The sequence below is a fragment of the Streptomyces sp. NPDC013455 genome (genome assembly GCF_040632975.1).
Classification (GTDB): Bacteria; Actinomycetota; Actinomycetes; order Streptomycetales; family Streptomycetaceae; genus Streptomyces.
Genome location: NZ_JBEYCX010000006.1, coordinates 215,119 through 239,393 on the forward strand (window position 1 = coordinate 215,119; position 24,275 = coordinate 239,393).

24 protein-coding genes are annotated in these 24,275 nt (G+C 73.4%); 11 read left to right on the plus strand and 13 right to left on the minus strand.

The annotated features are described in order from the left end of the window. Positions 1 to 66: 66 nt before the first annotated feature. A complete protein-coding gene (locus tag ABZ576_RS13145) occupies positions 67 to 2,088 on the minus strand; it encodes a beta-galactosidase (protein ID WP_360739448.1) in 2,022 nt (673 codons plus the stop codon). A gap of 234 nt (positions 2,089 to 2,322) precedes the next feature. On the opposite strand from ABZ576_RS13145, the gene ABZ576_RS13150 reads away from it, so the two are divergent. The 4 genes from ABZ576_RS13150 to ABZ576_RS13165 all read left to right on the plus strand — a co-directional run bounded on the left by ABZ576_RS13150 (position 2,323) and on the right by ABZ576_RS13165 (position 6,561). After that, positions 2,323 to 3,636 carry an extracellular solute-binding protein gene (locus tag ABZ576_RS13150; RefSeq protein ID WP_360739449.1) on the plus strand — a complete coding sequence of 438 codons (1,314 nt, stop codon included), beginning with the start codon at positions 2,323 to 2,325 and terminating at the stop codon, positions 3,634 to 3,636. A gap of 104 nt (positions 3,637 to 3,740) precedes the next feature. Continuing rightward, positions 3,741 to 4,607, plus strand: coding sequence for a sugar ABC transporter permease (locus ABZ576_RS13155; RefSeq protein WP_360739599.1), 867 nt, complete (start codon positions 3,741 to 3,743; stop codon positions 4,605 to 4,607). Further along, positions 4,604 to 5,533 (plus strand): carbohydrate ABC transporter permease, encoded by a 930-nt coding sequence (locus ABZ576_RS13160; RefSeq protein WP_360739451.1) that lies wholly within the window; start codon positions 4,604 to 4,606, stop codon positions 5,531 to 5,533. Before ABZ576_RS13155 ends, ABZ576_RS13160 begins: the two co-directional genes overlap by 4 nt. Next, complete coding sequence (locus ABZ576_RS13165; protein WP_360739452.1) at positions 5,530 to 6,561, plus strand: LacI family DNA-binding transcriptional regulator; 1,032 nt, start codon at positions 5,530 to 5,532, stop codon at positions 6,559 to 6,561. Before ABZ576_RS13160 ends, ABZ576_RS13165 begins: the two co-directional genes overlap by 4 nt. Here the strand turns inward: ABZ576_RS13165 and ABZ576_RS13170 are convergent. After that, a complete protein-coding gene (locus tag ABZ576_RS13170; protein WP_360739454.1) occupies positions 6,542 to 7,255 on the minus strand; it encodes a hypothetical protein in 714 nt (237 codons plus the stop codon). The genes ABZ576_RS13165 and ABZ576_RS13170 overlap by 20 nt on opposite strands. A gap of 269 nt (positions 7,256 to 7,524) precedes the next feature. Here ABZ576_RS13170 and ABZ576_RS13175 point away from each other — a divergent pair, with 269 nt between their 5' ends. Both ABZ576_RS13175 and ABZ576_RS13180 read left to right on the plus strand, forming a co-directional pair. Further along, positions 7,525 to 7,875: a VOC family protein gene (locus ABZ576_RS13175; RefSeq protein WP_360739456.1), complete on the plus strand. Its 351-nt coding sequence runs from the start codon at positions 7,525 to 7,527 to the stop codon at positions 7,873 to 7,875. Positions 7,876 to 7,949: 74 nt separating this feature from the next. Next, a complete protein-coding gene (locus tag ABZ576_RS13180) occupies positions 7,950 to 8,384 on the plus strand; it encodes a MarR family transcriptional regulator (RefSeq protein ID WP_360739458.1) in 435 nt (144 codons plus the stop codon). Here ABZ576_RS13180 and pqqB read toward each other — a convergent pair. The 5 genes from pqqB to ABZ576_RS13205 form a co-directional block, all read right to left on the minus strand. Next, complete coding sequence (gene pqqB, locus ABZ576_RS13185; RefSeq protein ID WP_360739459.1) at positions 8,381 to 9,277, minus strand: pyrroloquinoline quinone biosynthesis protein PqqB; 897 nt, start codon at positions 9,275 to 9,277, stop codon at positions 8,381 to 8,383. The genes ABZ576_RS13180 and pqqB overlap by 4 nt on opposite strands. A 221-nt stretch (positions 9,278 to 9,498) precedes the next feature. After that, positions 9,499 to 9,897 (minus strand): SseB family protein, encoded by a 399-nt coding sequence (locus ABZ576_RS13190; RefSeq protein WP_360739461.1) that lies wholly within the window; start codon positions 9,895 to 9,897, stop codon positions 9,499 to 9,501. 157 nt (positions 9,898 to 10,054) lie between these two features. Then, positions 10,055 to 11,560: a cytosine permease gene (locus ABZ576_RS13195; protein WP_360739462.1), complete on the minus strand. Its 1,506-nt coding sequence runs from the start codon at positions 11,558 to 11,560 to the stop codon at positions 10,055 to 10,057. Between the two features lie 102 nt (positions 11,561 to 11,662). Beyond that, positions 11,663 to 11,986: a DUF2795 domain-containing protein gene (locus ABZ576_RS13200; protein WP_360739464.1), complete on the minus strand. Its 324-nt coding sequence runs from the start codon at positions 11,984 to 11,986 to the stop codon at positions 11,663 to 11,665. Between the two features lie 9 nt (positions 11,987 to 11,995). Continuing rightward, positions 11,996 to 12,136 carry a hypothetical protein gene (locus tag ABZ576_RS13205; protein ID WP_360739465.1) on the minus strand — a complete coding sequence of 47 codons (141 nt, stop codon included), beginning with the start codon at positions 12,134 to 12,136 and terminating at the stop codon, positions 11,996 to 11,998. A 194-nt stretch (positions 12,137 to 12,330) separates the two neighbouring features. Between ABZ576_RS13205 and ABZ576_RS13210 the strand changes: the two genes are divergently transcribed. Further along, entirely contained in the window at positions 12,331 to 12,525 is a 195-nt protein-coding gene (locus ABZ576_RS13210; RefSeq protein WP_360739466.1) for a DUF2795 domain-containing protein, read from the plus strand. On the opposite strand, the gene ABZ576_RS13215 is transcribed toward ABZ576_RS13210, so the two are convergent. Further along, the gene (locus tag ABZ576_RS13215) at positions 12,497 to 13,744 is read right to left on the minus strand and encodes an MFS transporter (protein WP_360739467.1); all 1,248 of its coding nucleotides are present in this window, start codon (positions 13,742 to 13,744) and stop codon (positions 12,497 to 12,499) included. The genes ABZ576_RS13210 and ABZ576_RS13215 overlap by 29 nt on opposite strands. A gap of 54 nt (positions 13,745 to 13,798) precedes the next feature. Between ABZ576_RS13215 and ABZ576_RS13220 the strand changes: the two genes are divergently transcribed. Then, positions 13,799 to 14,584: a helix-turn-helix transcriptional regulator gene (locus ABZ576_RS13220; protein ID WP_360739600.1), complete on the plus strand. Its 786-nt coding sequence runs from the start codon at positions 13,799 to 13,801 to the stop codon at positions 14,582 to 14,584. Between the two features lie 21 nt (positions 14,585 to 14,605). On the opposite strand, the gene ABZ576_RS13225 is transcribed toward ABZ576_RS13220, so the two are convergent. The 3 genes from ABZ576_RS13225 to ABZ576_RS13235 form a co-directional block, all read right to left on the minus strand. Next, entirely contained in the window at positions 14,606 to 16,291 is a 1,686-nt protein-coding gene (locus ABZ576_RS13225; protein ID WP_360739468.1) for a sigma-70 family RNA polymerase sigma factor, read from the minus strand. 175 nt (positions 16,292 to 16,466) lie between these two features. Next, complete coding sequence (locus ABZ576_RS13230; RefSeq protein ID WP_360739469.1) at positions 16,467 to 17,129, minus strand: response regulator transcription factor; 663 nt, start codon at positions 17,127 to 17,129, stop codon at positions 16,467 to 16,469. After that, the gene (locus ABZ576_RS13235; RefSeq protein ID WP_360739470.1) at positions 17,126 to 18,244 is read right to left on the minus strand and encodes a histidine kinase; all 1,119 of its coding nucleotides are present in this window, start codon (positions 18,242 to 18,244) and stop codon (positions 17,126 to 17,128) included. Before ABZ576_RS13235 ends, ABZ576_RS13230 begins: the two co-directional genes overlap by 4 nt. Before the next feature lie 528 nt (positions 18,245 to 18,772). Between ABZ576_RS13235 and ABZ576_RS13240 the strand changes: the two genes are divergently transcribed. Then, positions 18,773 to 20,263 (plus strand): hypothetical protein, encoded by a 1,491-nt coding sequence (locus tag ABZ576_RS13240; RefSeq protein ID WP_360739472.1) that lies wholly within the window; start codon positions 18,773 to 18,775, stop codon positions 20,261 to 20,263. A 226-nt stretch (positions 20,264 to 20,489) separates the two neighbouring features. Further along, positions 20,490 to 21,563 (plus strand): NAD(+)/NADH kinase, encoded by a 1,074-nt coding sequence (locus tag ABZ576_RS13245; protein ID WP_360739473.1) that lies wholly within the window; start codon positions 20,490 to 20,492, stop codon positions 21,561 to 21,563. Between the two features lie 38 nt (positions 21,564 to 21,601). Here ABZ576_RS13245 and ABZ576_RS13250 read toward each other — a convergent pair whose 3' ends face one another. Then, on the minus strand, positions 21,602 to 22,330 hold the full coding sequence (locus tag ABZ576_RS13250) for an AAA family ATPase (protein ID WP_360739475.1): 729 nt from the start codon (positions 22,328 to 22,330) through the stop codon (positions 21,602 to 21,604). A 360-nt stretch (positions 22,331 to 22,690) separates the two neighbouring features. Between ABZ576_RS13250 and ABZ576_RS13255 the strand changes: the two genes are divergently transcribed. After that, a complete protein-coding gene (locus tag ABZ576_RS13255) occupies positions 22,691 to 23,191 on the plus strand; it encodes a peptidylprolyl isomerase (protein WP_360739477.1) in 501 nt (166 codons plus the stop codon). Between the two features lie 63 nt (positions 23,192 to 23,254). Here the strand turns inward: ABZ576_RS13255 and ABZ576_RS13260 are convergent, their stop codons facing one another. Further along, a complete protein-coding gene (locus tag ABZ576_RS13260; protein ID WP_360739478.1) occupies positions 23,255 to 24,034 on the minus strand; it encodes an alpha/beta fold hydrolase in 780 nt (259 codons plus the stop codon). Positions 24,035 to 24,275: the final 241 nt, after the last annotated feature.

Sequence of the window (24,275 nt, forward strand, 5' to 3'; positions counted from 1 at the left end):
GCGGGGCCGGAGGAGGGCCCCTCCGCCCACGGCTCTCGTGGCACACGCGGGCGGAGGGGGGTCGGCTCAGCCGTCGAGTCGGACGACCCGGACGGCTCCCGCGGGGACCGCCAGGCGGCCCGCGGCGCGTTCGCCGGTCAGCAGCTCGGTGCCGGGCGTGTCCAGTGGCACCTTGGTGTCGGCGGCGGTGTGGTTGATGACGAACAGGTAGGTCCCCGACGCGCCGAGGCGGTGCACGACCTCGACGTCGCGCGGCAGGTCCGCGCGCGGGGCGAGCCCGGCGTCGTCGGCCGCCCGCCCGATCACCGCGTCCAGGCCCTGGGCGGCGAGGCGGGTGGAGACGTACCAGGCGGTGCCGCGCCCGAACCGGTGCCGGGTGACGGCCGGCCGGCCCGCGGTGAGCCCGTCGGCGTACGTCCACACGGTCTCGGCGCCGCGCGGGACGACGAACTCCGTCCACACGTCGCCGGTCAGCTCGGTGGCGTCCGGACCGGTCAGCCGTACCCGCTCGTCGCGCAGCAGCGGGGAGAACTCCTCGACGGTCAGGCCGAGGACGTCCCGCAGCGCGCCCGGGTAGGCCCCGTCGTGGACGGCGTCGTGCTCGTCCACGATGCCGGAGAAGTACGACGCCACGAGCGTGCCGCCGTTCTCCACGTACGCGCGGACGTTGTCCCTCGCGGCCCGTGTCATCAGGTACAGGGCGGGCACGACCACGAGGGGATAGGCCGACAGGTCGGCTTCCGGGTGGGCGAAGTCGACCGTGAGGTGGCGGTCGTAGAGGGTCTCGTAGAAGGAGTCGGCGCGCTCGCGCGGGTCGTGGTCCTCGCTGGGGCGCCAGGCGAGGTTCTGCGCCCACCAGGACTGCCAGTCCCACAGCATGGCCGCGTCGGCCCGGGTGCGGGTGCCGCGGATCTCGCCCAGCGCGTCGACGACGGCTCCGAGTTCGACCACCTCGCGCCACACGCGGGTCCCGGTGCCGCCGTGCGGCAGCATCGCCGAGTGGAACTTCTCGGCGCCGCGCCGGGACTGGCGCCACTGGAAGAACATCGCGCCCTCGGAGCCGCGCGCCACGTGCGCGAGGGAGTTGCGGGCCATCTGGCCCGGCGCCTTGGCCGGGTTGCGCGGCTGCCAGTTGACGCCGGAGGTGGAGTGCTCCAGCAGCAGCCAGGGGGCACCGCCGGCGACCGAGCGGGTGAGGTCGGCGGCCATCGCGAGGTTGACGTGGGTGCGGCGGCCGTCGGTGATCAGGTAGTGGTCGTTGGTGACGAGGTCGACCTCGCGGCCCCAGGCCCAGTAGTCCATGGAGTCGCACTGGCTGAGGGCGGTCATGAAGTTGGTGGTGACCGGGACGCCCGGGGAGAGGCGGTGCAGGATGTCCCGTTCGGCGCGGAAGTTCTCCCGGATGGTGGCGTCGGCGAACCGCCGGTAGTCCAGGGCCTGGCCCGGGTTGCCGACGGTCGGGGTGGCCCGGGGCGGGTTGATCTGTGCGAAGTCCGTGTAGCGCTGGCCCCAGAAGGCTGTGCCCCAGGCCTCGTTGACCGCGTCGACCGTGCCGTAGGTGCCGGCGAGCCAGCGGCGGAAGTGGGCGGCGCAGGAGTCGCAGTAGCAGGCCGAGACCGGGACGCCGTACTCGTTGTGCACGTGCCACATCGCGAGGGCCGGATGGTCGCCGTAGTGCTCGGCGAGCCGGGTGGTGACGGCCGCGGCGGCGGCGCGGTAGTGGGCGTTGCTGTGGCAGATGGCCCCGCGTGAGCCGAACTCGTAGCGCATCCCCTCGGCCGTGACCGGCAGCGCCTCGGGGTGCGCCCGGTAGAACCAGGCGGGCGGCGCCACCGTGGGCGTGCCGAGGTCGACCCGGATGCCGGCCGCGTGCAGCAGGTCGAGAACCCGGTCGAGCCAGCCGAAGTCGTACGCGCCCGGCGCCGGCTCCAGCAGGGCCCAGGAGAAGATCCCGACGCTCACCATCGTGACGCCGGCCTCGCGCATCAGCCGGACGTCCTCCTGCCAGACGTCTTCCGGCCACTGCTCCGGGTTGTAGTCCCCGCCGAAGGCGAGCCTGGTGAGGCCCCTGGGGCTGGTGTCCGGCATGGTCTCTCCCGCGAATCGATCATTTGGGAACGTGCACACACAGCATTGGCGATGCGATCCCAACATAACCGCACAGCAACAACCATTGACAAGTGTCCGGGATGTTTCTCTACTGTGAACGCTCACAGAAGCATGGCAGGGGCTCCCGGCTGGAGAGCACCCGGGTCATGTGATCGTGCACATCTGCATGGCAGGTTCCCGCAGCGGGCGGGGACCCAGGTCAGGGGAGAAACCATGCCGCACACGAAGCGCCGCCGCCTCGTGACAACCGCCGTCGCCGTCTCGCTCGGCGCCACCGCCCTCGCCGCCTGCGGCTCCGACGACAGCGAGGCCGGGTCGGGGCCGGTGTCGCTGACGTACTGGACCTGGACACCCGGCATGGACAAGGTCGTCGACCTGTGGAACGAGGGGCCGGGCAAGAAGCGACAGATCACCGTCACGGTGAAGAAGCAGGCGTCCGGCGACACGCTGGTCACCAAGATCCTCACCGCGCACAAGGCGAAGAAGGCCCCGGACCTGGTGCAGGCCGAGTACCAGGCGCTGCCGACCCTGGTCAGCAACGACGCGCTGGCCGACATATCCGGGGAAGTCGGCGACGTGAAGGGCAAGTTCGCCGAGGGCGTCTGGCAGCAGACCACGCTCGGCACGGACGCGGTCTACGCGGTGCCGCAGGACATCGGCCCGATGATGTTCTACTACCGCGAGGACCTGTTCGAGAAGTACGGCCTGAAGGTCCCCGCCACCTGGGAGCAGTTCGCCGAGACGGCCCGCGCGCTGAAGAAGAAGGCACCGGACAAGTCCCTGACCACGTTCTCGGCCAGCGACTCCGGCCTCTTCGCGGGTCTGGCCCAGCAGGCCGGCGCCAAGTGGTGGACCACCTCCGGGGACAAGTGGAAGGTCTCCATCGACGACGCGGCCACCCGGAAGGTCGCCAGGTTCTGGGGCGGGCTGGTCAAGGAGGGGGTCATCGACAACCAGCCCATGTACCAGCCGGCCTGGAACAAGGCGTTGAACACGGGCAAGGAGATCGCCTGGGTCAGCGCCGTGTGGGCGCCGGGCACACTGACGACGGCCGCGCCGGACACCAAGGGCAAGTGGGCCATGGCCCCGCTCCCCCAGTGGTCGCTGGACCAGGACGTCACCGGCAGCTGGGGCGGCTCGTCCACGGCCGTCACCACCGACTCCGCGCACCAGGAGGCCGCGGCCGCCTTCGCGGCCTGGCTGAACACCGACCACGACGCCCTCAACGCGCTGGCGAAGGAGGGCGGCATCTACCCGGCCTCCACCTCCGCCCAGCTGAGCGGCGCGTTCTCCAACCCGCCGGCGTTCTTCTCCAACCAGCCGGACTTCTACACCAAGGCCGCCGGCATCGCGAAGACCACGGCGCCCTCGGCGTGGGGCCCGAACGTGAACGTCGCCTACGCGACCTTCAACGACGCCTTCGGCGCCGCCGCCAAGAACAAGTCGGACTTCGCCGCCGCCCTGCACGAGGTGCAGGAGGCCACGGTCGCCGACATGAAGAAGCAGGGCTTCGGAGTCTCCCGGTGACCAGCACGCAGAGCCGGAAGGCGTCCGGGGCCGAGGGGGCCCCGGACGCCCACCCGTCTCCCACCACCCTCGAACGAGCGCGCAGCGCGCCCTACCTCTTCCTCCTGCCCGCCGCGCTCCTGTTCGCCCTCTTCTTCGCCCTGCCCATCGGGTACGCCATCTGGCTGAGCTTCCGCAAGGCGCACGTGTCCGGCCTCGGCCTGGGCGCGGGGGCGCGCAGCGAGGTCTGGGCCGGCTTCGAGAACTACCGGGCCGCCCTCCAGGACAGCGAACTGCTGGACGGCGCGCTGCGCGTGCTCGGCTACGGCTGCATCGTCGTCCCGGTGATGCTCGGCCTCGCGCTGCTGTTCGCGCTGATGCTGGACTCCGACAAGGTGCGGCTCGCGCCGTTCACCCGGCTCGCGATCTTCCTGCCGTACGCCATCCCGGGCGTGGTCGCGGCGCTGATGTGGGGCTTCCTGTACCTGCCGGACGTCAGCCCGTTCTACTTCGTGCTCGACGAGCTGGGCCTGCCGCAGCCGGACCTGCTGGACGGCGGTCCGCTCTACCTCGCCCTGTCGAACATCGCGGTCTGGGGCGGCACCGGGTTCAACATGATCGTCATCTACACCTCGCTGCGGTCCATCCCGGCCGAGGTCCACGAGGCGGCGAAGCTGGACGGCGCGACCCCGCTGCAGATCGCGCTGCGGATCAAGATCCCGATGGTGGCGCCCTCGCTGGTGCTGACCTTCTTCTTCTCGATCATCGCGACGCTGCAGGTGTTCAACGAGCCGACGACCCTGAAGCCGCTCACCAACTCCGTCAACACGAGCTGGAGTCCGCTGATGAAGGTGTACCAGGACGCCTTCCGCCGCGGTGACATCTACGCCGCCGCCGCCGAGGCGACCCTGATCGCGCTGGCCACCCTGGTGCTGTCCTTCGCGTTCCTGAAGGCCGCGAACCGTCGCAACAAGGAGGAGGCAGCGGGATGAGCACCCTTGCCGTCCGCAAGGCCGCCCCGGCCGCCGGCACCACCCCGGGTACGGCGCAGGGCCCTCCCCCTGCCTCCGGCGGGGGGACCCCCATGCGCCGCCGGATCGCGCTGATCCCGACGCTCACCCTGCTGTTCGGCGCGGTCTACACCCTGCTGCCGGTCGCCTGGGTGGTGATCGCGTCCACCAAGTCCGGGCGCGAGCTGTTCTCCACCTTCACCTTCCTGCCCGGCACCGGCTTCGCCGACAACCTCGCGGACCTCGACGCCTACCGGGGCGGCGTCTACTGGACGTGGATGGGCAACTCCGCGCTGTACGCGGGTCTCGGCGCCCTGCTCTCCACGGCCGTGTCCGCGGTCAGCGGGTACGCGCTCGCGACGTACCGCTTCAGGGGCCGCGAGACGATGTTCAACGTGCTGCTGGCCGGCGTGCTGATGCCGCCGGTGATCCTCGCGATCCCGCAGTACCTGCTGCTGGCGAAGGCGGACCTCACGGACTCCCACCTGTCCGTGCTGCTGCCGCAGATCCTCTCCCCGTACGGCGTCTACCTCGCCCGGATCTACGCGTCCGCCGCCGTGCCGGCCGACGTGGTGGAGGCCGGGCGGATGGACGGGGCGGGCGAGTGGCGGATCTTCACCCGGATCGCGCTGCCGATGATGATCCCCGGCATGGTCACGGTGTTCCTGTTCCAGTTCGTCGCGATCTGGAACAACTTCCTGCTGCCGTACATCATGCTCAGCGACGACGAGAAGTTCCCGCTCACGCTGGGTCTGTACACGCTGCTGGAGCAGGGCTCGAACACCCCGGCGCTGTACACCCTGGTCATCACGGGCGCGTTCCTGGCGGTGCTCCCGCTGATCGCCCTGTTCCTGGTCATCCAGCGCTTCTGGAGTCTGGATCTGCTGTCCGGAGCCGTAAAGTCATGACCATGAGCAATACGGGGGGCCGGCGCAGACCGCCGACGATCCACGACGTGGCGCGCGAGGCAGGCGTCTCGCGCGGCACCGTCTCGCGCGTGCTCAACGGCGGGCACTACGTCAGCCCCGCCGCCCAGGAAGCGGTCAACGCCGCCATCCGCAGGACCGGGTATGTCGTGAACCGGCACGCGCGCTCCCTGATCACCGGCCGCTCGGACTCCGTGGGCTTCCTGCTGACCGAGCCGCAGGAGCGGTTCTTCGAGGACCCGAACTTCAACGTCCTGCTGCGCGGCTGCACCCAGGCGCTGGCCGCGCACGACGTTCCGCTGCTGCTGATGCTGGCGGGCACGCAGGACGAGCGGCGCCGGATCACGCGGTACATCACCGCCGGGCATGTCGACGGGGTGCTGCTGGTCTCCAGCCACTCCGGGGACCCGGTCGCCGAGGAGCTGCGGGCGGCGGGGGTGCCGCTGGTGGCCTGCGGGAAGCCGATCGGGCTGGGCTCGAAGGTGAGTTACGTGGCCGCCGACGACCGGGACGGCGCCCGGGACATGGTCCGGCACCTGCTGTCGCTGGGCCGGCGCCGGATCGGCGTCGTCACCGGCCCGCTGGACACCCCCGGCGGTGTGGAGCGGCTCGCCGGCTACCGTGAGGTGCTCGCCGAGGCGGGCATCGCGGCCGACGAGCGGCTCATCGTCTCCGGCGACTACAGCCGGGCCAGCGGTGAGGCGGGTGCGGAGCGGCTGCTGGCGCAGGCCCCGGACGTGGACGCCGTGTTCGTCGCCTCCGACCTGATGGCGCAGGGCGTGCTGGCGGCCCTGCACCGGGCCGGGAAGCGGGTGCCGGACGACATCGCCGTCGGCGGCTTCGACGACTCGCCGGCGGCGACCGCCGCCACGCCGGCGCTGACCACCATCCGGCAGCCGTGGGACCGGATCAGCACCGAGATGGTGCGGGTGCTGCTCGCCCAGATCGGTGGTGAGGACCCGGCGGCGGTGATCCTGCCGACGGAGCTGGTCAAGCGCGACTCGACGTGACGTCCGGTGCGCCGAGGCGCACGGTCTGGCACTTGACCTGCGGCGTGGCGCCGTACGCCGCGACGGTGGTGCGGTCGCCGGTGACGGTGCCGTCCAGGCACAGCTGGCCGCCCATGACCCGCAGGTCGAGGGTGAACGTCACGGACGCGCCCGCCATCCGGGGGCCTTCGACGCGCTCGTCGACATAGCCGAGGCGGCGCAGTGCGTCCCGGACCTGATCGGGTGTGGGGTCGGGCGTCTTCTCCAGGGCGTCGGTGATCCGGCGGGCGTGGACCCGCCCCTCGCACTTCTCGACCGCGCTGAGCGGTACCTCCTCGCGAGGGTTCGCGGGCGTTGCGCCGGTGTCCGGGGGCGGGCCGCCGGGGAGCGAGGGCAGGGGGGTGGGGGCGGTCCGCGGTGCGCCGGTCTCGGACGGCTCCGGTGACGCGGTGGCGGGCGGCTGCGGCACACACGGCTCGGCGAGCGAGTCCAGCAGTTCCATGAACGCGACGAAGTCCGGGCCCTCGGACTGCGTGCGCGCGGCCACGGGACGGCTGCCGGCGGCATCGGCTCCCTGCGGGTCGCCCTCCGCCCGGTCGGTGCCGCAGGCGGCGAGGACCAGGGCGCACAGGGCGAGCGGCACGGCGCGGCCGCGGACCCGGGCGGTCCCAACTGCGCGCCGTGCACGGCTTCTTGTGTGGAAAGTCGGCTGCATGGGTGCAGTCTCGGGCGCGGGCGGCGCCCGGGCATGAGTACGGCTACTCAGTTCGTGCCGGCGCGTCCGGGCGGCGCGTGGCCCGCCCCGGTCGCCGTGCTCGGCACGCTCGGCTGCTCCCGCTGCCGCTTCCGGTCGCCTTCCGCGTGACGCGCGGGGCGTCCGCAACCGGTCAGGATCGAAGAAGCCGCGGCGGGCTCCCCGGTCCTAGCGTGGGAGCACCGACGGGGAACCCCGTCGGGCCACGCACCTCAGAAGGAGTGAGTCCCATGACCGCCGGCCTCCAGACGATCGTCTACCCCGTCAAGGACCGGGAGCGGGCGAGGGCCCTGTTCACCGCCCTGCTGGGAGTCGAGCCGTACGTCGACGAGCCCTACTACGTCGGTTTCAAGGCCGCCGGGCAGGATGTCGCTCTCGACCCGAACGGGCATGCGCAGGGCATGACCGGACCGGTGCCGTTCTGGCACGTCACCGATCTCCGGGAGCGGCTCGCGGCTCTGCTTCAGGCCGGCGCGGAGGTGCTCCAGGACGTGCGGGACGTCGGCAACGGCCGGCTGATCGCCTCCGTGAAGGACGCCGACGGCAACCTGGTGGGGCTGCTCCAGGATCCGGCCGCCTGAGCCTCTCCGGTCGCCCCGGCCCGGCCACTAGTTGCACACTCAACGATTGGCCGGTTCGGTGCTACGGTGCGGTTATGGCAGTCAAGACGGCCGGCAGCCGGCTCGAGGAACGGTGGCGGGGCATCCTCGCGGTCCACGCGCGCACGATGTGCGAGATCGACCGCGCGCTGCACCCCCACGGGCTGGGCGCGAGCGACTTCGAGGTGCTGGACATCCTGGCCTCCGAGTCGCCCGGGGAGGGCGACCAGTGCCGGGTGCAGAACCTCGTCGGCCGGGTCCATCTCAGCCAGAGCGCCCTGTCCCGGCTGATCGGCCGGCTGGAGAAGGACGGACTGGTGGAGCGCTCGGTGTGCGCGGAGGACCGGCGCGGGGTCTGGGTCGCGCTCACCGACAAGGGCCGCGGGCTGTACGCCGAGGTACTGCCCCTGCAGCGGGCCGTGCTGGAGCGCATGCTCGCGGAGCAGGAGGACCAGGGGGCGTCCCGGCCGCTGGATCACCCGTTGCCCTAGAGCACCAGCTCGGAGCCGTCCGACAGGACCTCGACGCCGTGCTCGGCGATCCGGGCGCGTGCGGGGGAAGCGGGGTCCAGCAGCGGGTTGGTGTTGTTGAGGTGGGTGTAGACCCGCCGTACGCCGGGGTGGCGGGCCAGCGCGGCCAGGGTGCCGGCCGGACCGGTGACCGGCAGATGGCCCAGGGCGGCCTGCCCGGCGCCGGAGCGCACCGCCGTGCCCATCTCGTCGGCCGCGAAGAACGTGCCGTCCAGCAGCACGCAGTCGGCCCCGGCGCAGAGCTCCTCCAGGGCGTGGCTCCAGGCGCCGACACTCGGCGCGTACACCAGCACTCCCCCGCTGGCCAGGTCCTCGACGCGGTAGGCCGTCACCCACGGACCCGTGGGCGCGGGCGCCTGCGCCGGAACGTACGCCGGGATCCTCGCGCCCATCGGGTGGGCGGTCACGACGAGGCCCCCGGCCAGGACGAAGCCGCCGTCCGCCAGGCTGTCGGCCCACTCCCAGGGCGCGTAGCGGTCCAGCGCGGCGCGGAGGGGGGCGAGGACGGCGCGTACCGGGGGCGCGGCGTAGACCTTCAGCCCGGCCGCGCCGCGCAGCTCGCTCAGGCCTGTCACGTGGTCGGCCTCGGCGTCGGTGAGGAGCACTCCGCGCAACGGGGTCTCCCGGGGGCCGGGCCCGGGCCACAGGGCCGGCGTGCCGGCCAGCTGTGCGCGCAGGTCGGGGGAGGCGTTCAGCAGCCACCAGTCACGGCCGTTGCCGGTGACGGCGACGCACTCCTGCGCCCGGGACGGCAGTTTGCCCTCCCGGGCGGCGGTGCACAGCGCGCACGCGCAGTTCCACTGCGGGAAGCCGCCCCCGGCGGCGGTGCCCAGCAGGACGACCCTCACGGCCATCGCTCCTTCTTGCTCACCCGGACCTGTCTCCCGGTGGGACTTTCCCTCCGGGAGGGCCGGTACTACCGGTGCCGGGGAGCAGTTCCGGCCGTCGTCGTGCGGCGGTCCGCCCTGGCGCGTACGGATCGTCCTCGCACGTACAGATCGTCCTCGCACGTACGGATCGTCCTCGCGCGTACGGTCGTCGGCCGCCCGCCAGGGGCGTCTTCGGGGGCGCCGGATCACCTGGCCAGCAGGGTGCGCACGCCCTGGGACGTGAGAGTCAGCCCGTGGGCGGAGCTGCCGTCGATGGCGAGGGAGAGGTCCTCCTCGGGCCACTGCGCGGCGAGCGCGCCGAGCGGGATCAGGCGGTAGCGCGAGACGAACGGCAGCAGTTCCGCCATCTCGCCCTCGGAGGTGAACACCGGGACGACCGGGTCGCCCCCCGGCTGTTCGAGGACGGGCAGCGCCACCGTCGTGGCGTCGGCGCCCTCCCCGTCCACCGCGTCGTCGGGCACCGGGACGAGTACGTCACTGTGCGCGAGAGTGTCCAGGGCGGACTGGTCCTCGGCGTTCACGGCCAGCGCGTCCAGTGCCTGCTGGGCGGGCGTCGGCAGGTGGTCGTGTGCGGGTGTCTCCATGGCAGATCCCCAGGTAGCGGCGGTCGTACGGGCCGCCCGGGCGGGCTGTGCCCGGGCATGCTCCGCCTCGCGTACCCGGTGGGGTGCGGGGCATGCGCCGGGCAAGCCCCGGTCTTCGCCGGGTGGGCGCGGGCGCCGCCGGCGAGGTGTCCCGCGCTCATCGGTTCGGCATCTCTTCACCGGGCACCGGGCCGGGGGGCTGGGCCTCCTGCTCGCGGATCCGGCGCCGGCCCAGCAGCAGCGTGCCGAGGAAGGCGAGCGCCAGGGCGGCCAGCACGCCCAGGTTGGCGTACGCCCAGGCGCCGGTCCGGCCGCCGAGGCCCAGGGGTTGCAGCAGGTAGCCCTGCCAGGTCAGCCAGTCGGCCGCGGTGTTGGTGACCAGGCCCCAGCCGACGGCCGTGGCGGCGAGGGTGAGCGACAGCGGGAGGAGGGGGACGTCGCCGTAGCGGCCGTGCGGGCGGTACAGGTCGCCCTCGTCGTAGTCGCGCCGGCGCAGGGCCAGGTCGGCGAGCATGACGCCGGCCCAGGCCGCGATGGGCACGCCGAGCGTGGTGAGGAAGCCCATGAACTGGCCGAGGAAGTCGTCGGCGAAGAACACGATGTAGACCGCGCCGGCGATCATCAGGACACCGTCGAAGAGCGCGGCCAGATAGCGCGGCACGCGCAGGCCGGCCGAGAGCAGGGCCAGCCCGGAGGAGTAGATGTCGAGGACGGCGCCGCCGACCAGCCCGAGGACGGCGACCACGGCGAACGGCACCAGGAACCAGGTCGGCAGGAGCGTCGTCAGCGCGCCGATGGGGTCGGCCGCGATCGCCGTGGCGAGCTGCTCGGAGGAACCGGCCAGCAGCAGGCCGAAGACCAGCAGGACCAGCGGTGCCAGGGAGGCGCCGAAAGCGGTCCAGCCGACCACGCCCCTGCCGGACGAACCGCGCGGCAGGTAGCGGGAGTAGTCGGCGGCCGCGTTGACCCAGCCGAGGCCGAAGCCGGTCATCATGAACACCAGCGCGCCGACGAACTCCTGCGCCGAGCCCGCCGGGATGTCCGCCACCGTGCCGACGTGGACGTGGTCGGCGACCAGGGCGATGTAGACGATCGTGAGCACGCCCGTGACCAGGGTGATCCAGGTCTGGAGCCGCATGATCAGGTCGAAGCCCATGACACCGCCGACGACGGTCAGCGCGGCCACCACCACCAGGCCGACCACCTCGGTCTCCGTGCCGCCGCCCCGGCCGAGGCGGCCGAAGACGGTCGCGGTCGCCATCGTGGCGAGCGCGATGAGCACGGTCTCCCAGCCGACGGTGAGCAGCCAGGAGACGACGGACGGCAGCCGGTTGCCGCGCACGCCGTACGCGGCCCGGCTGAGGACCATGGTGGGTGCCGAGCCGCGCTTGCCGGCGACCGCGACGAGGCCGCACAGCAGGAACGACGCGACGATGCCCAGCACGCCGGCGGCGAGGGCCTGCCGGAAGGAGATGCCGAAGCCGAGCGCGAAGGCCCCGTAACTCAGGCCGAGGACGGAGACGTTGGCCCCGAACCAGGGCCAGAACAGACCGCGCGGCGTGCCCCGCCGCTCCGCGTCCGCGATGACGTCGAGCCCGTGCGTCTCCACCTGGAGCGGGCGGCCGGTGACCGCGCCGTCCGGGGACTCGTACGGAGAGGTCATCGCCGAGCCCCCTGCCCTGGCCGTCCGGACGTGTGCGATCACGCTAGGTCGGCGCCCAGGGGGCGTCAAGGCGGCCGGGGAACGGTGCCGGGCGTCCGCCGCTCAGCGGTCGAACTCCTCGTGGATCGGGGTCTTCGGCTCCTCCCGCAGGTGCTGGGAGAGCCCGGGCTTGCCACCGTGCCGGGACTGTTCCGCCCGCTGTGCGTCGTCGAGGCCGAGGTCCGATTCCGGATCGACCCGGACCGACCTGGCCACCTCCGGGTCGCCTGCGTACTCCTCGGCGGGCATGCCGCGCAGGGCCTTGACGACCTCCTCCGAGGCCCCGGCCTCCCGTGCGGCCGAGACCAGCCGGTCCTTGTCGGCGGGATAGGTCACGTCCCTCAGCGCGTCCAGCACCTCGGGGACGCTGGTGTGTGCCGTGCTCATGACGCCCTCCTACGCGTCGTCCTCGTCCGCGTTCTCGTCGTCGGGGTCGGCGCCCTCCGCCTGCGACGGAGTGGTACGGGGCGGCTGCTCCTCCTCGGGGGCGTCCGCCGCGGGCTCGCCCTCGGCCTGGCTGGGGGTGCTCTCGCTCATGGGGTCCTCTCAGACGCGTGCCGTGCCTGTTGCGGGGACCCGAGTACCCCTGCGCCGCGGGACCCATCACCGCCCGGGACCGCCGGCGGGCGAAATCCCTGAATCCGCTTCCGTCGGATGGGTACCTGACCAGTCCGGCGCAGCATGCGGCGCCGGCCACATGATCCGGCACCATCTCACCGCCTGGAGGAACCATGGCGGGTATCACCCCACCTGATCTGCAGAAAGCCCTGTCCGGCGCGGAGTACCCGGCCGATTCCGAGCAGCTTCGGAAGGTCGCCGAGGGCAATCGCGCGCCCAAGGAGATCACCGAGCGGATCTCCCACCTCGGCAAGAAGAAGTTCGAGAACCCCGCCGAGGTCAGCAAGGCCGTCTTCCAGAACGAGTGACGGCGCCCGTCTCCGGGTGCGCGGCGGCCGGGCCTGCGGGCTCCGGCCGCCGCGTGGGCCCGGGAGACGGGACCGCGGGGGCGTCCGGGGCCGCTGGTTCGGGCAGGGTGCGGAACAGCAGCCAGCTCAGCGCCGGCATCAGCACCAGGGGGGTCAGGGCGGTACGCAGCGACGTGGCGTCGGCGAGGGCGCCGATGAGGGGGCTCGTCAGTCCGCCGATGCTCACGGTCAGGCCGAGGGTGACGCCGCCGGCGGTGCCGATCCGTGAGGGCAGGTAGTCCTGGGCGAGCGTGACCTGGAGCGAGAAGGGGACGTACAGTCCCGCGGAGGTCAGGGCCACGCACAGGTAGAGGGCGGGCCCGGGGACGAGGACCACGCCCGCCACCGCCGCCACGGACAGCAGGTACGACCAGCGGCACACCGTGACCCGGTCCCAGCGCCCGGCCAGCCGGCCGCCCAGCACCGAACCGGCCGCGCCGCCCAGATAGAGCACGAACAGGGCGGCCGTACCGGCTGCCGTACCGCCGCCCAGACGCTGCGCGGCGTACAGGGACAGGAAGCCGCCCAGACCGGTGAAGACCACCGAGCGGCACACCACGGCCAGCGTCAGCCTCAGGAAGGACGCCCGGTCGTCGGCGCCGGCCGCCGCCGTCGTGGCGCGCGGCCGCTGCCGCGGACCGGGTGCGCGCAGGACGGTGCTGGTCAGCGCCGCACCGGCGAGCGCGGGCAGCGCCAGCAGCGGCGTCCAGTGCAGTCCGCCGGTGCCCACGACGGCCGTCACCAGGAGCGGGGCCAGCGCGAAGCCCACGTTGCCGCCCAGCGAGAACCAGGCCATGGCGCTGTGGCTGCCCCCGCCGGCCAGCCGGGCGACGCGGGCGGACTCGGGATGGTAGGCGGCCACGCCGACGCCGGACACCGCCACACAGGCCAGCGTGAGCGCGTACGAGCCGCTGCTTCCGCTCAGCGCGATGCCCAGCCCGGCCAGCAGCGTGGCGGCCGGCAGCAGCCAGGGGACCGCGCGGCGGTCGGTGAGCGCGCCGAACAGCGGCTGCGCCACCGAGGAGAGCAGGGCGGCGGCCAGTACGACGCCCGAGGCGGCGGCGTAGCCGTAGGCGCGCTCGGCGACGAGGAAGGGGACCAGGGACGCCACGGCGCCCTGGTAGACGTCGACGCAGGCGTGCCCGACGGACAGCAGGGTGAGGGATGCTTTTCTTCGCACCCGGCCATGCTCCGGTCCGGCCCGGCTGACGCGCTTTCGATAAGCTGCCACATGATGTCGCAGATCCGCCACGACCCGGTCGCGCCCACCCGCACCCGGCGGCTGGCCTCCGGCGCGGGGATAGCCGCCCACCGGCACGACGACCACCAGATCGTCTACGCCCGCCGCGGCGTGCTGGCCGTCACCACCGACGCGGGGTCCTGGATCGCCCCGGCCGACCGCGCCATCTGGGTACCGGCCGGCACCGTCCACGCCCACCAGGCGCACGGCGCCCTCGACCTGCACCTGGTGGGGCTGCCCGCGACCGAGAACCCGCTCGGCCTGGACGCGCCGACCGTGCTCGCCGTCGGTCCGCTGCTGCGCGAACTGATCGTCGCCTACACCCGTGCCCCGGCGGACGGCGGTGCGCGGCGGGCGCGGCTGCGCGCGGTGCTGCTGGACGAGCTGCGCGCCTCGCCCCAGCAGCCGCTGCACGTGCCGGCGCCCGCGTCGCCCGTGCTGCGCGCGCTGGGCGACATCCTGCGCGCCGATCCGGCCGACGGCCGCACGCTGGCGGAGCTGGGCCGGGAGGTCGGGGCGAGCGACCGCACCCTCTCCCGGCTGTTCCGCCGCGAGCTCGGCATGACGTTCCCGCAGTGGCGCACCCAGGTGCGGCTGCACCACGCGCTGGTCCTGCTGGCCGGGGGGACGCCGGTGACGACGGTGGCGCACCGCTGCGGCTGGTCCTCCGCGAGCGCGTTCATCGAGGTCTTCCGGCGCACGTTCGGGCACACCCCGGGCAGCGCTCCGGCGGCGGTGCGGCCCGGCGGCCCGCTCCCCGGCGAGGGCGCGCGGCCGTGACGGCCCGCCCGGGGCGGCGGCTCACATCCTGGCGCCGAAGTCCTGGGTCCACCACGGGCCGCCGGGGCCGTTGTGGACGCCCACGCCGATGTTCTTGAACGAGCAGTTGAGGATGTTCGCGCGGTGGCCGGGGCTGTTCATCCAGGAGTCCATCACCGCCTGCGGGGTCTGCTGGCCCCGGGCGATGTTCTCCCCGTACGTGGACCAGCGGTAGCCGGCCGCGGTGATGCGCTCGCCGGGGCCGTTGCCGTCCGGGTCCGTGTGGTCGAAGAAGCCGCGGGCGGCCATGTCGTCGGAGAGGCCCCGCGCGGCCTGGTCCAGCTGCGGGTCCTCGGTGACCGGGCCGCAGCCGGCCGCGGCCCGCTCCTTGTTCACCAGCGCGACCACCTGCGCCACGGTGCCCGCGGGGGCCGCCTGGGGCTGCGGGGCCCGGGAGGCGGGCGTGGCCGCGGGCGAGGTCCGCTCGGGCCGGGGGGTGCCGCTCGTGCGCGCCGGGCGGGGGCTCTTGGACGGGGCCGGCTTCTTCGCGCGCGACGCGGACGGCGAGGGGGACGCCGAGGACGAGGGTGACGCCGAGGTCCGGGAGGCGCTGGGTGCGGCGAGGTCCACGACGGCCGTGTCGGCGGCACTCGCCGCGGTCGTGTCCTTGGTCCCCGGTCCGGTGCCGGTGCCGGTGCCGAAGTACCAGAGCCCGCCGCCGGTCAGACAGGCCGCCACCACGGCGCCCCCGACGGCCCGCCGCCGTATCCGCCGGCGCCGCCGCGCCTCGCCCCGGGCCGCCGTACGACGCCGGGCGGCCCGCAGCCCGACCGGGGCGCCGGTTCCGGATCCGGCGCCCCCGTCGGAGGCCAGGTACGCGGTCTGCGGGTCCGCCGGCGGGACGGGGGCGGAGGAGCCCGCCGCGGTCATGCCGGCCGCCGCGGACCGGGTGGTCGCGAGCAGCGCGGGCGACGCCGCGATCAGGGCCAGCCCGGCCAGCAGACCCTCCGCCGGCAGCAGACCGCTCCACAGGCCGCCGCAGCGGCCGCACTCCCGGGCGTGCCGGGCTATCCGCTTGCGCCAGAGGGCCGACGGCACCCCGTCCCAGGAGGCGAGCACACCGCGCAGCTCCGTGCAGGCGGGGTGCGCGTCGAGTGCCCGTACGACCACCCGGGCCGCCTCCAGGCGCGCCTTCATCCGCTGCACCCGTACGGCGGTGTGCTGCGGCGACACACCCAGGGCCGCGGCCACTTCCGCCCGGGTCAGCTCGCCGGCGCACTCCAGCCACCACAGCGACAGCACTTCACGGTCGTCCGGCTCCAGCCAGCGGGTGGCGCGCGCGGTCTCCTGGCGCTGGCCGGACAACTGGAGCCGGACGATGGTCAGGTCCACGAAGTCGGCGCCCGGATCGGCGAGGTCACCGGCCTCCTCCACGGCGCCCGGGGCCAGTTGCCGGTCCTGCCAGTGCGCCCGCACCCGGTTCATGGCGATGGCCACGAGCCAGGAGCGGAAACTCCCGGGGGTCCGCAGGTCACCGAGCGAGTCGAGGGCCCGCAGCATGGTCTCCTGGACCACGTCGTCGACGTCGACCGAACCGTTCAGGGCCCGTCCCACGATGTTGTACACCAACGGCAGGTAGGCGCTGACCAGGGCGTCCTGGGCCCCCGGGTCGCCTGCTCGGGCGGCGTTCACCAGTGCCGCCGGATCCACCGTGTGCTGTGTCCTCATCAGAACTTCCCTGTCGTCGACGCCGAACGATGCTGTCCGCTGACTGGGAGACCGCCGGGCGCGGCCCCGATAACAGTTCTTCGGAAAATCGTTCGACGGGAGACTCACAGGGCGGGGCGAGGACCGCAAGGGAGAAGGTCACAGGGGGTCGCCGAGGTGGCTCCGGGCGACGGCGTCATGCCGGGCGGACGAGGCGGCTTTCGTAGGCGAAGACCACGGCCTGGATACGGTCGCGGAGTCCGAGCTTCTGCAGGATGCGCCCGAGGTGGGACTTCACGGTCGCCTCCGCGAGGTACAGGGTGGCCGCGATCTCGGTGTTGGACAGGCCGCGGCCCACCTGGACGAGCACCTCGCGCTCCCGGGCGCTGAGCCGGCTCAGCCGTTCGTCGCGTTCCGTGCCGCTGCCGTCGGGAAGGCGCGGGCGGAGGTGCTCCAGCAGGCGGCGGGTGATCCTCGGGGAGACCACCGCGTCGCCCGCGGCCACGCCGCGTATCGCGGTGAGCAGTTCCTCGGGCCTGGTGTTTTTCAGCAGGAAGCCCGAGGCTCCGGCGCCGAGTCCGGCGAACGCGTATTCATCCAGGTCGAAGGTGGTCAGGATCAGCACTCTGCTCGGCGGGGAGACCCGGATGACCTGCCGGGTCGCCTCGATCCCGTCGGTCCCGGGCATCCGGACGTCCATGAGGACGACATCGGGGCGCAGCTCCCGTGCGAGGCGTACGGCCTGCATGCCGTCCGCGGCTTCGCCGACCGGTGCCATGTCGGGCTGGGCCTCCAGGACCGTGCTGAAGGCCATGCGGAGCAGCGCTTCGTCGTCGGCGATCAGGATGCGGATCGTCATGCGGCCGCTCCGCCGCTGTCCAGGAAGAGGCGGGTACGGACTCCCCAGCCACCGCCCGGAAGCGGTCCGGCCTCCAGCTTCCCCCCGTAGGCGGCCGCGCGCTCGCGCATGCCGTGGATGCCGTGGCCGGATGGTGTGGCGGCGGGAAGCGGCAGGCAGGGGCCGCTGTCGGTGACGTCCACGGCGACGGTCTCGGCCGAGCACACCACCCGGACCTTGGCGTGTGTGCCGGTGGGCGTGTGCTTGAGGGCGTTGGTCAAGGCTTCCTGTACCAGGCGGTAGACGGTCAGTTGTGCGGTGGCGGGAATGTGCGCGTGGCCGCCTCGGACCTCGAGGCGGGTCGGCAGCCCGGCGGCGCACATCTGGTCGGCGAGGGTTTCCAGCTGTGCGATGCCGGGCACCGGATGGCGCTCCGCGTCCGGTTCACCGGTCCGCAGGACGCCCAGCGAGCGCCGCATGTCGGTCAGGGCCTGCCGGCCCGTCTCGGAGATCTGCAGCATCGCGGTGGTGGCCTTGCCGGGCGACCGGTGCTGCGCGTACAGGGCGGCGTCGGTGAGGGCGACCATGACGGACAGGTTGTGGGTGACGATGTCGTGCATCTCCCGGGTGATACGCGTCCTCTCCTCGGCGGCGGCCAGCCGCGCCTGCTGGTCCTGTTGCTGCTCCAGGCGTGCGGCCCGCTCCTCCACGGCCGCGAGATAGGCGCGCGTGGTCCGGACGTTCACCCCCAGGACGGCGGCGGCGACGACCATCGCGGTCACCGCGATGAAGAGGGCCGGGAACGCGCCTTCCGCCGCCCAGCGCAGACAGGCCAGCAGGGCGCCTGCCTCCACGACGGCACCGGCGACGAGCGTGCGGCGCCGCCCCGAGTTCGCGGCCACCGTGTGCAGGGCCACCAGCAGGGCGATGTCCGCCGGGAGTTGGACGTCCATCAGCCACTGGACGAAGGCCGCGGCTGCCACGGCGCCGAACACCGTGAGCGGGGCCCGGCGCCGCCACACCAGGGGCAGGGCGAGGGCGGCGGTGAGGGCCACCGCCACGGGCAGCTCCCGCGGCGCGCGCGTGGTGACGATGTGGAGCAGGAGCAACGCCGGCACCAGCGAGTCCCCCACCATGGGCGGCAGCCGGAGGCCCGCGCGCCGGGCGGCTCTCCCCCCTCGTGCCGCTCGCGCGGAGCCCGGACCGGCGTACCCGGCCGGCCGTTCGGCCGTCCTCCTCCGCCGCGCGCGGTCCCGGTGGCGCACCGGGTGCGCGGTGCCCGGCTGTGCGGCCGCCTCGGTCATCACACGTCCCTGTCGGTTCAGCGTCACGGTGGCCCCCGGCAAGGGCCACCACCGCGTCCGGCCGGAGCCGGGTCGGGTACGAGGTGTACGCACGCCCGCGCTCCCCGGCGTGAACCGCGGCTCTGTCACGGTAGGCCGCGGGCTCGCGAAGCACATGAGTCCACCGTCTGACGGCACCGCGCCGAGGTACGACCGCAGGAGGAGTCCCGCTTCCTTCCACGGTCGCAAAGCGGCCGTTCACCTGGCGCGCCCGATTGCGACTCCGGTCGCACGGGCGGGAGGCATGGATGCCCCCTGGGTCGCACCGGCGACATGCCTCGGATCGCGACTCCGGTCGCATGTGACGGCGACCCGGGACCGATGTGGCATCGCGTGCCCCGCCCTGAGGATGGCCGGGTGACCGAGATCATCGCGGGGCTGTACATGTCCCCCCTGGAATTCCTTGCCTTGCTGGGTGCCGTCGCGCTGGTGGTGGCGCGCTGGCTTCCCCCCGCTGCCCGCCCACGCGTCACGACCGCGGCGGGGGCGGTTGTCGTGCCGTCCGCGGTCGTGCTGAGTGCGGTGGGGATCCGCTGGCAGATGCTGCCGGTACTGGCAGGCGCTGCCCTCGCGTCGCCGTTCGCCTTCTCTCCCCTGCTGCGACGGCGTACCGGCCGGACGGCGTGGCGGGCCCGGTGGTGGCTGGCGTTGCCGGGGTCGGTGGCCTGCGTCGGCCTGATCGCCACGGGCCCGGTGGCCGCCTGGGCGTTTCCGGTACCCGTGTTCCCCGAACCGTCGGGCCGCTTCGCGGTCGGCACCCGCGTGGTGCAGTGGACCGACCCGCACCGCCCCGAGACCGCCACCGCCGACCCGCACGACCGGCGCACGGTCGTGGTCCAGCTCTGGTACCCCGCGCGAAGCAGCCCCGCCGGCACCCGACGCGCCCGGTACCTCGGACGCACGGAGCACGAGGCGCGCACCGTCTCCGACGCCCTCGCCCGCCATGTCGGCCTGCCCGGTTTCCTGGTCGACGGCGTCCCGCGTGCCCACACCCATTCCGTCTTCGACGCTCCGGTGGCCGGCGGGAGCGGGCGGTTCCCGGTCGTGCTGTTCTCTCCCGGGCTGGGCGGAGTACGCACCCAGAACACCGCCTGGGCGGAGGAACTGGCCAGCCACGGCTACGTGGTCGCTGCCCTCGACCACCCGTACGACTCCGCCGCCGTCGTCCTCGCCGACGGCCGGACGGTCGACGCCCAGGTCGCCTCCACCGGCGACCCGGACAAGGACGAGGAGCGGGGGGTCGGCTGGGCGACGGTTCGAGCCGCCGACCTCGGCTTCGTCCTCACTCAGCTGGACCGTCTGGACCGGGGCGAGATCGCGGGCCCGCTGACCGGGCGTCTGGACACCGGCCGGGTCGCGGTGACCGGCCACTCCATAGGCGGCGGTTCCGCACTGCAGGCGGCCCGCCAGGACCGCAGGTTCGACGCCGTCATCGATCTGGACGGCTATCCCTACGACCCCACCTCACGCTCACTGCACCAGCCGGCGCTCGCGCTCACCCAGGAGATCACCCCGGACACCGACCCGCAGTACCTGCCCCGCCTCACCAGGGTCCTCAAGCTCAACACCGAGACGAGCTACCGGCTCACCATCCCCGGCGCCGCGCACCTCACCTTCATGGACGGCCCCCTGTACCTGCCGCCCGTGCCGTCCATCACCGGCTCCCTGGGCCGCACCGAGAGCCAGCACGTCGTCGCCGCGGCCACGCTCGCCTTCCTGGACAGCACCCTGCGGCACGAACCCGGTGACCTGGCCGCCGTTCTGTCGGCCTACGGCGACCTCAGCGTCCACCCCCCGGGCGGCAGCCGCTGACCGGCCGTGCCGCGCACGGAGACGTCCGTGGTCGCGTGCGAGCGGGCGGGAGTGCTCCGTAAGCGGCCTGCCGGGCGGGCGGGGCATGGGCGGCCGGGGACGGACGCGGGGGGGGGAGAGACGGGGCCCGGCGGGTGGTCCGGGCGGCGTGGCGCGTGCCGGGGCGGGGTGGTCCGCGGCGAGGATGGCGCTCGGCAGGAGCCGGCTGGGAGGCGGGTGTACGGATATGACGGTGAACCGTGTCGGCCTGGTCGTGCACGGCGGACGGGCGGAGGCCGTGGCGGCCGCGGGCGCCGTGCACGCGTGGTGCGCCGAACACGCCGTCGGGTGTGCCGACATCGACGTGTGGCAGGAGGGCGGGCGGCACCACGCCCGGGAGGAGATCGACGCGGCGGGCGATCCGGACCTCATCGTCACCCTGGGCGGCGACGGGACGTTCCTGCGCGGTGCCCGGCTGGCGGCCGAGAACGACGCCCTCGTCCTCGGCGTCGACCTCGGCCGGGTGGGCTTCCTGACGGAGGTGCCCGCCACGGCGGTGCGCGAGGCGCTGGACGCCGTACGGGAGGAGCGGATCACCGTCGAGCGCCGGATGCTGCTCACCCTGCGGGCGTCGTGCCGGCTGGAGGTGCCGCGGAACGTGGAGGAGCTGATGGGGTACGGCCGCGGGCCGCTGCTGCCCCCGCCCCGGGTGCGCACGGAGTGCGAGGTGGGTGACGACTGGGGTGTGGCCCTGAACGTGACCGCGCTGAACGACGTCGTCGTGGAGAAGCTGGCCAGGGACCGGCAGGTGTCCGTCGGCGTCTATCTGGCGGGCCGGCTCCTCGCCTCCTACTCGGCCGACGCGCTGCTGGTCGCCACGCCGACGGGCTCCACCGCGTACAGCTTCGCCGCCGGCGGTCCGGTCGTCTCACCGCGCGCCGAGGGGCTCGTCTTCACGCCGGTCGCCCCGCACATGGCGTTCAACCGGTCGGTCGTGGCCGCCCCCGACGAGCCCATCGCCCTGAAGGTGCTCGAACGGTCCGGCCGGGCCGCCGTCAGCATCGACGGGCAGGTGCGCGGTGTCCTCAACCCCGGTGACTGGATCGGCGTGTACGCCGCCCGCCGCCGGCTCAAGGCGGTCCGGCTCGGCCCGATGGACTTCTACGGCCGGCTGCGCGAGCGCATGCGCCTCACCGACGCGCCGGCCGCGCTCGCCGACGGGGAAGCCGCTCCGCTGTGGCCGGTGACCACACCTCCGCCGGGCGACCTCACCCACCTGGCACTGCCCACCGCGCCCGGCGACACTCCCCCGCCGCCCTGAGGCGCACTGGGCGCCGGACGCCGGACGCCGGCGAGATCTCAGAGCGGGGCGCCCGGACTCCGCCGGAGCCGCTCGAAGGCGGTGGGACGAGGGCGCTCCCGGAGCAGGTCACGGATGCGCAGGGCGCACTCCTGCGGGGACAGGACGCTGGTGTCGACGTCCAGGTCGTGCGGCCCGTGGGCGTGGACGTGCGGGTACTGCAGGGCGGCCAGCCCCGCCTGCCGGTCCCCGCGCGCGCGTTCCCGGCGCTCCAGCTCCGGCAGCGGGCAGCGGACCGCGACCAGGAGCGTGTCCTGTGGTTCCAGCAGGCCGAGGAGGTCCAGCAGGCGCCAGCGGCGGCTGAGCGGGTGGTCCACGACGAGGTTGTTGCCCGCCGCGGCCATTCCGGCGACGGCGCGGTGGAAGCCCTTGGCGGTGCGGTCGATCTCGGCCTGGAGGTCCGCGTCGGTGAGGGGCCGGCCGCCGCGCATGCTGTGGAAGGCGTCGACGGGCAGGTGGAACCAGCTGCCGTCGAGGACGTCGAGCAGGGCTCGGGCGATGCTGGACTTGCCCGAACTGGAAGTGCCGTTGAGCAGGATGACCGTACCCGCGGCGGGTGTGTCGGGGATCCGGGCGTGCTGCAGCAGGTCGCCGTGACCGGGGTCCACCCGGTGCGGCGGCCGCCCCCACGCCCCGCTGCCCGCGACGGCGCCGGGCAGGGCCGCGTCCTCCTCCCCCGGCGGACCGTTCAGGCACTCGTCGCCGGCCGGCCGGACCTGCTCCACCACGTGTGTTCCCTTTCGACACCCACTGCCCGACACCCACTGCCGTCCCGGACGAACCCAACCGGGTCCGGGGGCGGGCCGTCAACCGTGTTCCGAGCGGCTGTCACTTCGCGCGGCAGGACGATGGGACGGGGCCGGTGGCCGACTCGACGTCACGCCGCACCCCCTTCCCGCCGCCGCAGGAGATGACACGGATGGCCGTTCGAGCGCCGGGGCGCTGAGCAACGGGTGTGCCCCTTGTGGTCGTATATTCCATGGTGCGCTTGAGCGTCTCGTCGTACGTGGTCCTCGATCGCACCGGAAAAACGGCCACCAGAGCCGTACCGCACCGTGGGCCGGCCCCACCGCAATAAGGAGAATGTGATGTCGTCAGTCGAGCTGAACACGAACTTCGGCCGCATCGTGCTGGAGCTCAACGACGCCGAGGCGCCCAAGACCGTCGAGAACTTCCTCGCCTATGTACGCAAGGGCCACTACGACGGCACGATTTTCCACCGGGTGATCAACGGCTTTATGATCCAGGGCGGCGGTTTCACCCCGGACATGCGGCAGAAGCCGACTGACGCCCCGATCCAGAATGAGGCCGACAACGGCCTGAAGAACGACAACTACACCGTGGCGATGGCGCGGACGAGCGACCCGCACTCCGCGACGGCCCAGTTCTTCATCAACGTTTCGGACAACGCCTTCCTCAACTTCTCGTCGAAGAGCCCGAACGGCTGGGGCTACGCCGTGTTCGGCCGGGTGACCGAGGGCCAGGACGTCGTCGACTCCATCAAGGGCGTGAAGACCGGCACCCTGCAGGGCCACGGGGACGTCCCCAAGGAGTCCGTGGTCATCGAGTCCGCCAAGATCCTCGGCTGACGCACGCCGCGGGGGGCGGCACCGGTTCCCCGGTGCCGCCCGCGTCACCTCCGCTTCACGGACTCAGACCGCTACCTCGTCGGTGAGTCCGAGCCGTCGCAGCGTGGCCTCGATCCGGGCCAGCACGGCCTGCTGCTGCGCCACCAGATAGAAGTGGGCTCCGGGGTACACATGGAGCTCGAACGGGCCGTCGGTCTCCTCGGACCAGGCCCCGGCCTCGTCGGGCGTCAGCCGGGGGTCGGCGTCGCCCGTCATCACCACCAGGGGGCAGCTCAACCCCGGCCCGGGGGTGCGCTCGTACGTCTCCACCACGTGGTAGTCGGCCCGCAGCGCGGGCAGGATCAGCTCCAGCATCTCCTCGTCCTGGAGCAGGGCGGCGTCCGTGCCGTCCAGTTTGGTGACCTCCTCGAGCAGCCGCGCGTCGTCGCCCGCGTAGAGCGTCTCGGTGCTCCGGGCGGACGGGGACCGGCGGCCGGAGGCGAAGAAGACCGCCGGCGGCCGCCCCGCAGCCTCCAGCAGCCGGGCCAGTTCGAAGCCGACCATGGCGCCCATGCTGTGCCCGAACAGGGCCAGCGGCGTGTCGTCCCGCTCGTCCAGCGCGCGGAACACGCCCTGCGCGAGTTCCTGGACCGAGCCCGCCACCGGGTCCTCCCTGCGGTCCTGGCGCCCCGGGTACTGCGCCGCGAGCACGTCCACCGCCGGCGACAGGGCCTTGGAGAGGGAGAAGAAGAAGCTCGCGGAGCCGCCGGCGTGCGGCAGGCAGAGCAGCCGTGGCGCGCCCGGCGCCGCCTGGTGGAAGCTGCGCAGCCACGCCTGGTGCTGTGCGCTGGACCGGTCGGCCATGTGTCCCCCTCGGTGGAACGTCCTGTGGCTGAATGTGCTGGTACCGACCGTACTTGGGCTTGGCTGAGTGTGTGGGCACCCGACCGTACTTGGGCTTCGGCGGCGACAGGAGGGCGGCCCGGCGGAGGGCGACCGGGGACACACCGGACGCGGCCGCCGGGCTCGGGACACGCGGTGCGGGCCGGACGCCGGGACCGGGGGGCGCGGGGACGGCGTGCTCCCGGTACACGCTGGACAGCGG

Coding starts and splice junctions, on each gene's coding strand:
- ABZ576_RS13245 (WP_360739473.1), top strand. CDS start 20,490: ATGACGGTGAACCGTGTCGGCCTGGTCGTGCACGGCGGACGGGCGGAG.
- ABZ576_RS13180 (WP_360739458.1), top strand. CDS start 7,950: ATGGCAGTCAAGACGGCCGGCAGCCGGCTCGAGGAACGGTGGCGGGGC.
- ABZ576_RS13145 (WP_360739448.1), bottom strand. CDS start 2,088: ATGCCGGACACCAGCCCCAGGGGCCTCACCAGGCTCGCCTTCGGCGGG.
- ABZ576_RS13190 (WP_360739461.1), bottom strand. CDS start 9,897: ATGGAGACACCCGCACACGACCACCTGCCGACGCCCGCCCAGCAGGCA.
- ABZ576_RS13160 (WP_360739451.1), top strand. CDS start 4,604: ATGAGCACCCTTGCCGTCCGCAAGGCCGCCCCGGCCGCCGGCACCACC.
- ABZ576_RS13205 (WP_360739465.1), bottom strand. CDS start 12,136: ATGAGCGAGAGCACCCCCAGCCAGGCCGAGGGCGAGCCCGCGGCGGAC.
- ABZ576_RS13230 (WP_360739469.1), bottom strand. CDS start 17,129: ATGACGATCCGCATCCTGATCGCCGACGACGAAGCGCTGCTCCGCATG.
- pqqB (WP_360739459.1), bottom strand. CDS start 9,277: ATGGCCGTGAGGGTCGTCCTGCTGGGCACCGCCGCCGGGGGCGGCTTC.
- ABZ576_RS13210 (WP_360739466.1), top strand. CDS start 12,331: ATGGCGGGTATCACCCCACCTGATCTGCAGAAAGCCCTGTCCGGCGCG.
- ABZ576_RS13195 (WP_360739462.1), bottom strand. CDS start 11,560: ATGACCTCTCCGTACGAGTCCCCGGACGGCGCGGTCACCGGCCGCCCG.
- ABZ576_RS13165 (WP_360739452.1), top strand. CDS start 5,530: ATGACCATGAGCAATACGGGGGGCCGGCGCAGACCGCCGACGATCCAC.
- ABZ576_RS13240 (WP_360739472.1), top strand. CDS start 18,773: ATGTGGCATCGCGTGCCCCGCCCTGAGGATGGCCGGGTGACCGAGATC.
- ABZ576_RS13220 (WP_360739600.1), top strand. CDS start 13,799: ATGTCGCAGATCCGCCACGACCCGGTCGCGCCCACCCGCACCCGGCGG.
- ABZ576_RS13235 (WP_360739470.1), bottom strand. CDS start 18,244: ATGGTGGGGGACTCGCTGGTGCCGGCGTTGCTCCTGCTCCACATCGTC.
- ABZ576_RS13175 (WP_360739456.1), top strand. CDS start 7,525: ATGACCGCCGGCCTCCAGACGATCGTCTACCCCGTCAAGGACCGGGAG.
- ABZ576_RS13225 (WP_360739468.1), bottom strand. CDS start 16,291: ATGAGGACACAGCACACGGTGGATCCGGCGGCACTGGTGAACGCCGCC.
- ABZ576_RS13170 (WP_360739454.1), bottom strand. CDS start 7,255: ATGCAGCCGACTTTCCACACAAGAAGCCGTGCACGGCGCGCAGTTGGG.
- ABZ576_RS13260 (WP_360739478.1), bottom strand. CDS start 24,034: ATGGCCGACCGGTCCAGCGCACAGCACCAGGCGTGGCTGCGCAGCTTC.
- ABZ576_RS13200 (WP_360739464.1), bottom strand. CDS start 11,986: ATGAGCACGGCACACACCAGCGTCCCCGAGGTGCTGGACGCGCTGAGG.
- ABZ576_RS13150 (WP_360739449.1), top strand. CDS start 2,323: ATGCCGCACACGAAGCGCCGCCGCCTCGTGACAACCGCCGTCGCCGTC.
- ABZ576_RS13255 (WP_360739477.1), top strand. CDS start 22,691: ATGTCGTCAGTCGAGCTGAACACGAACTTCGGCCGCATCGTGCTGGAG.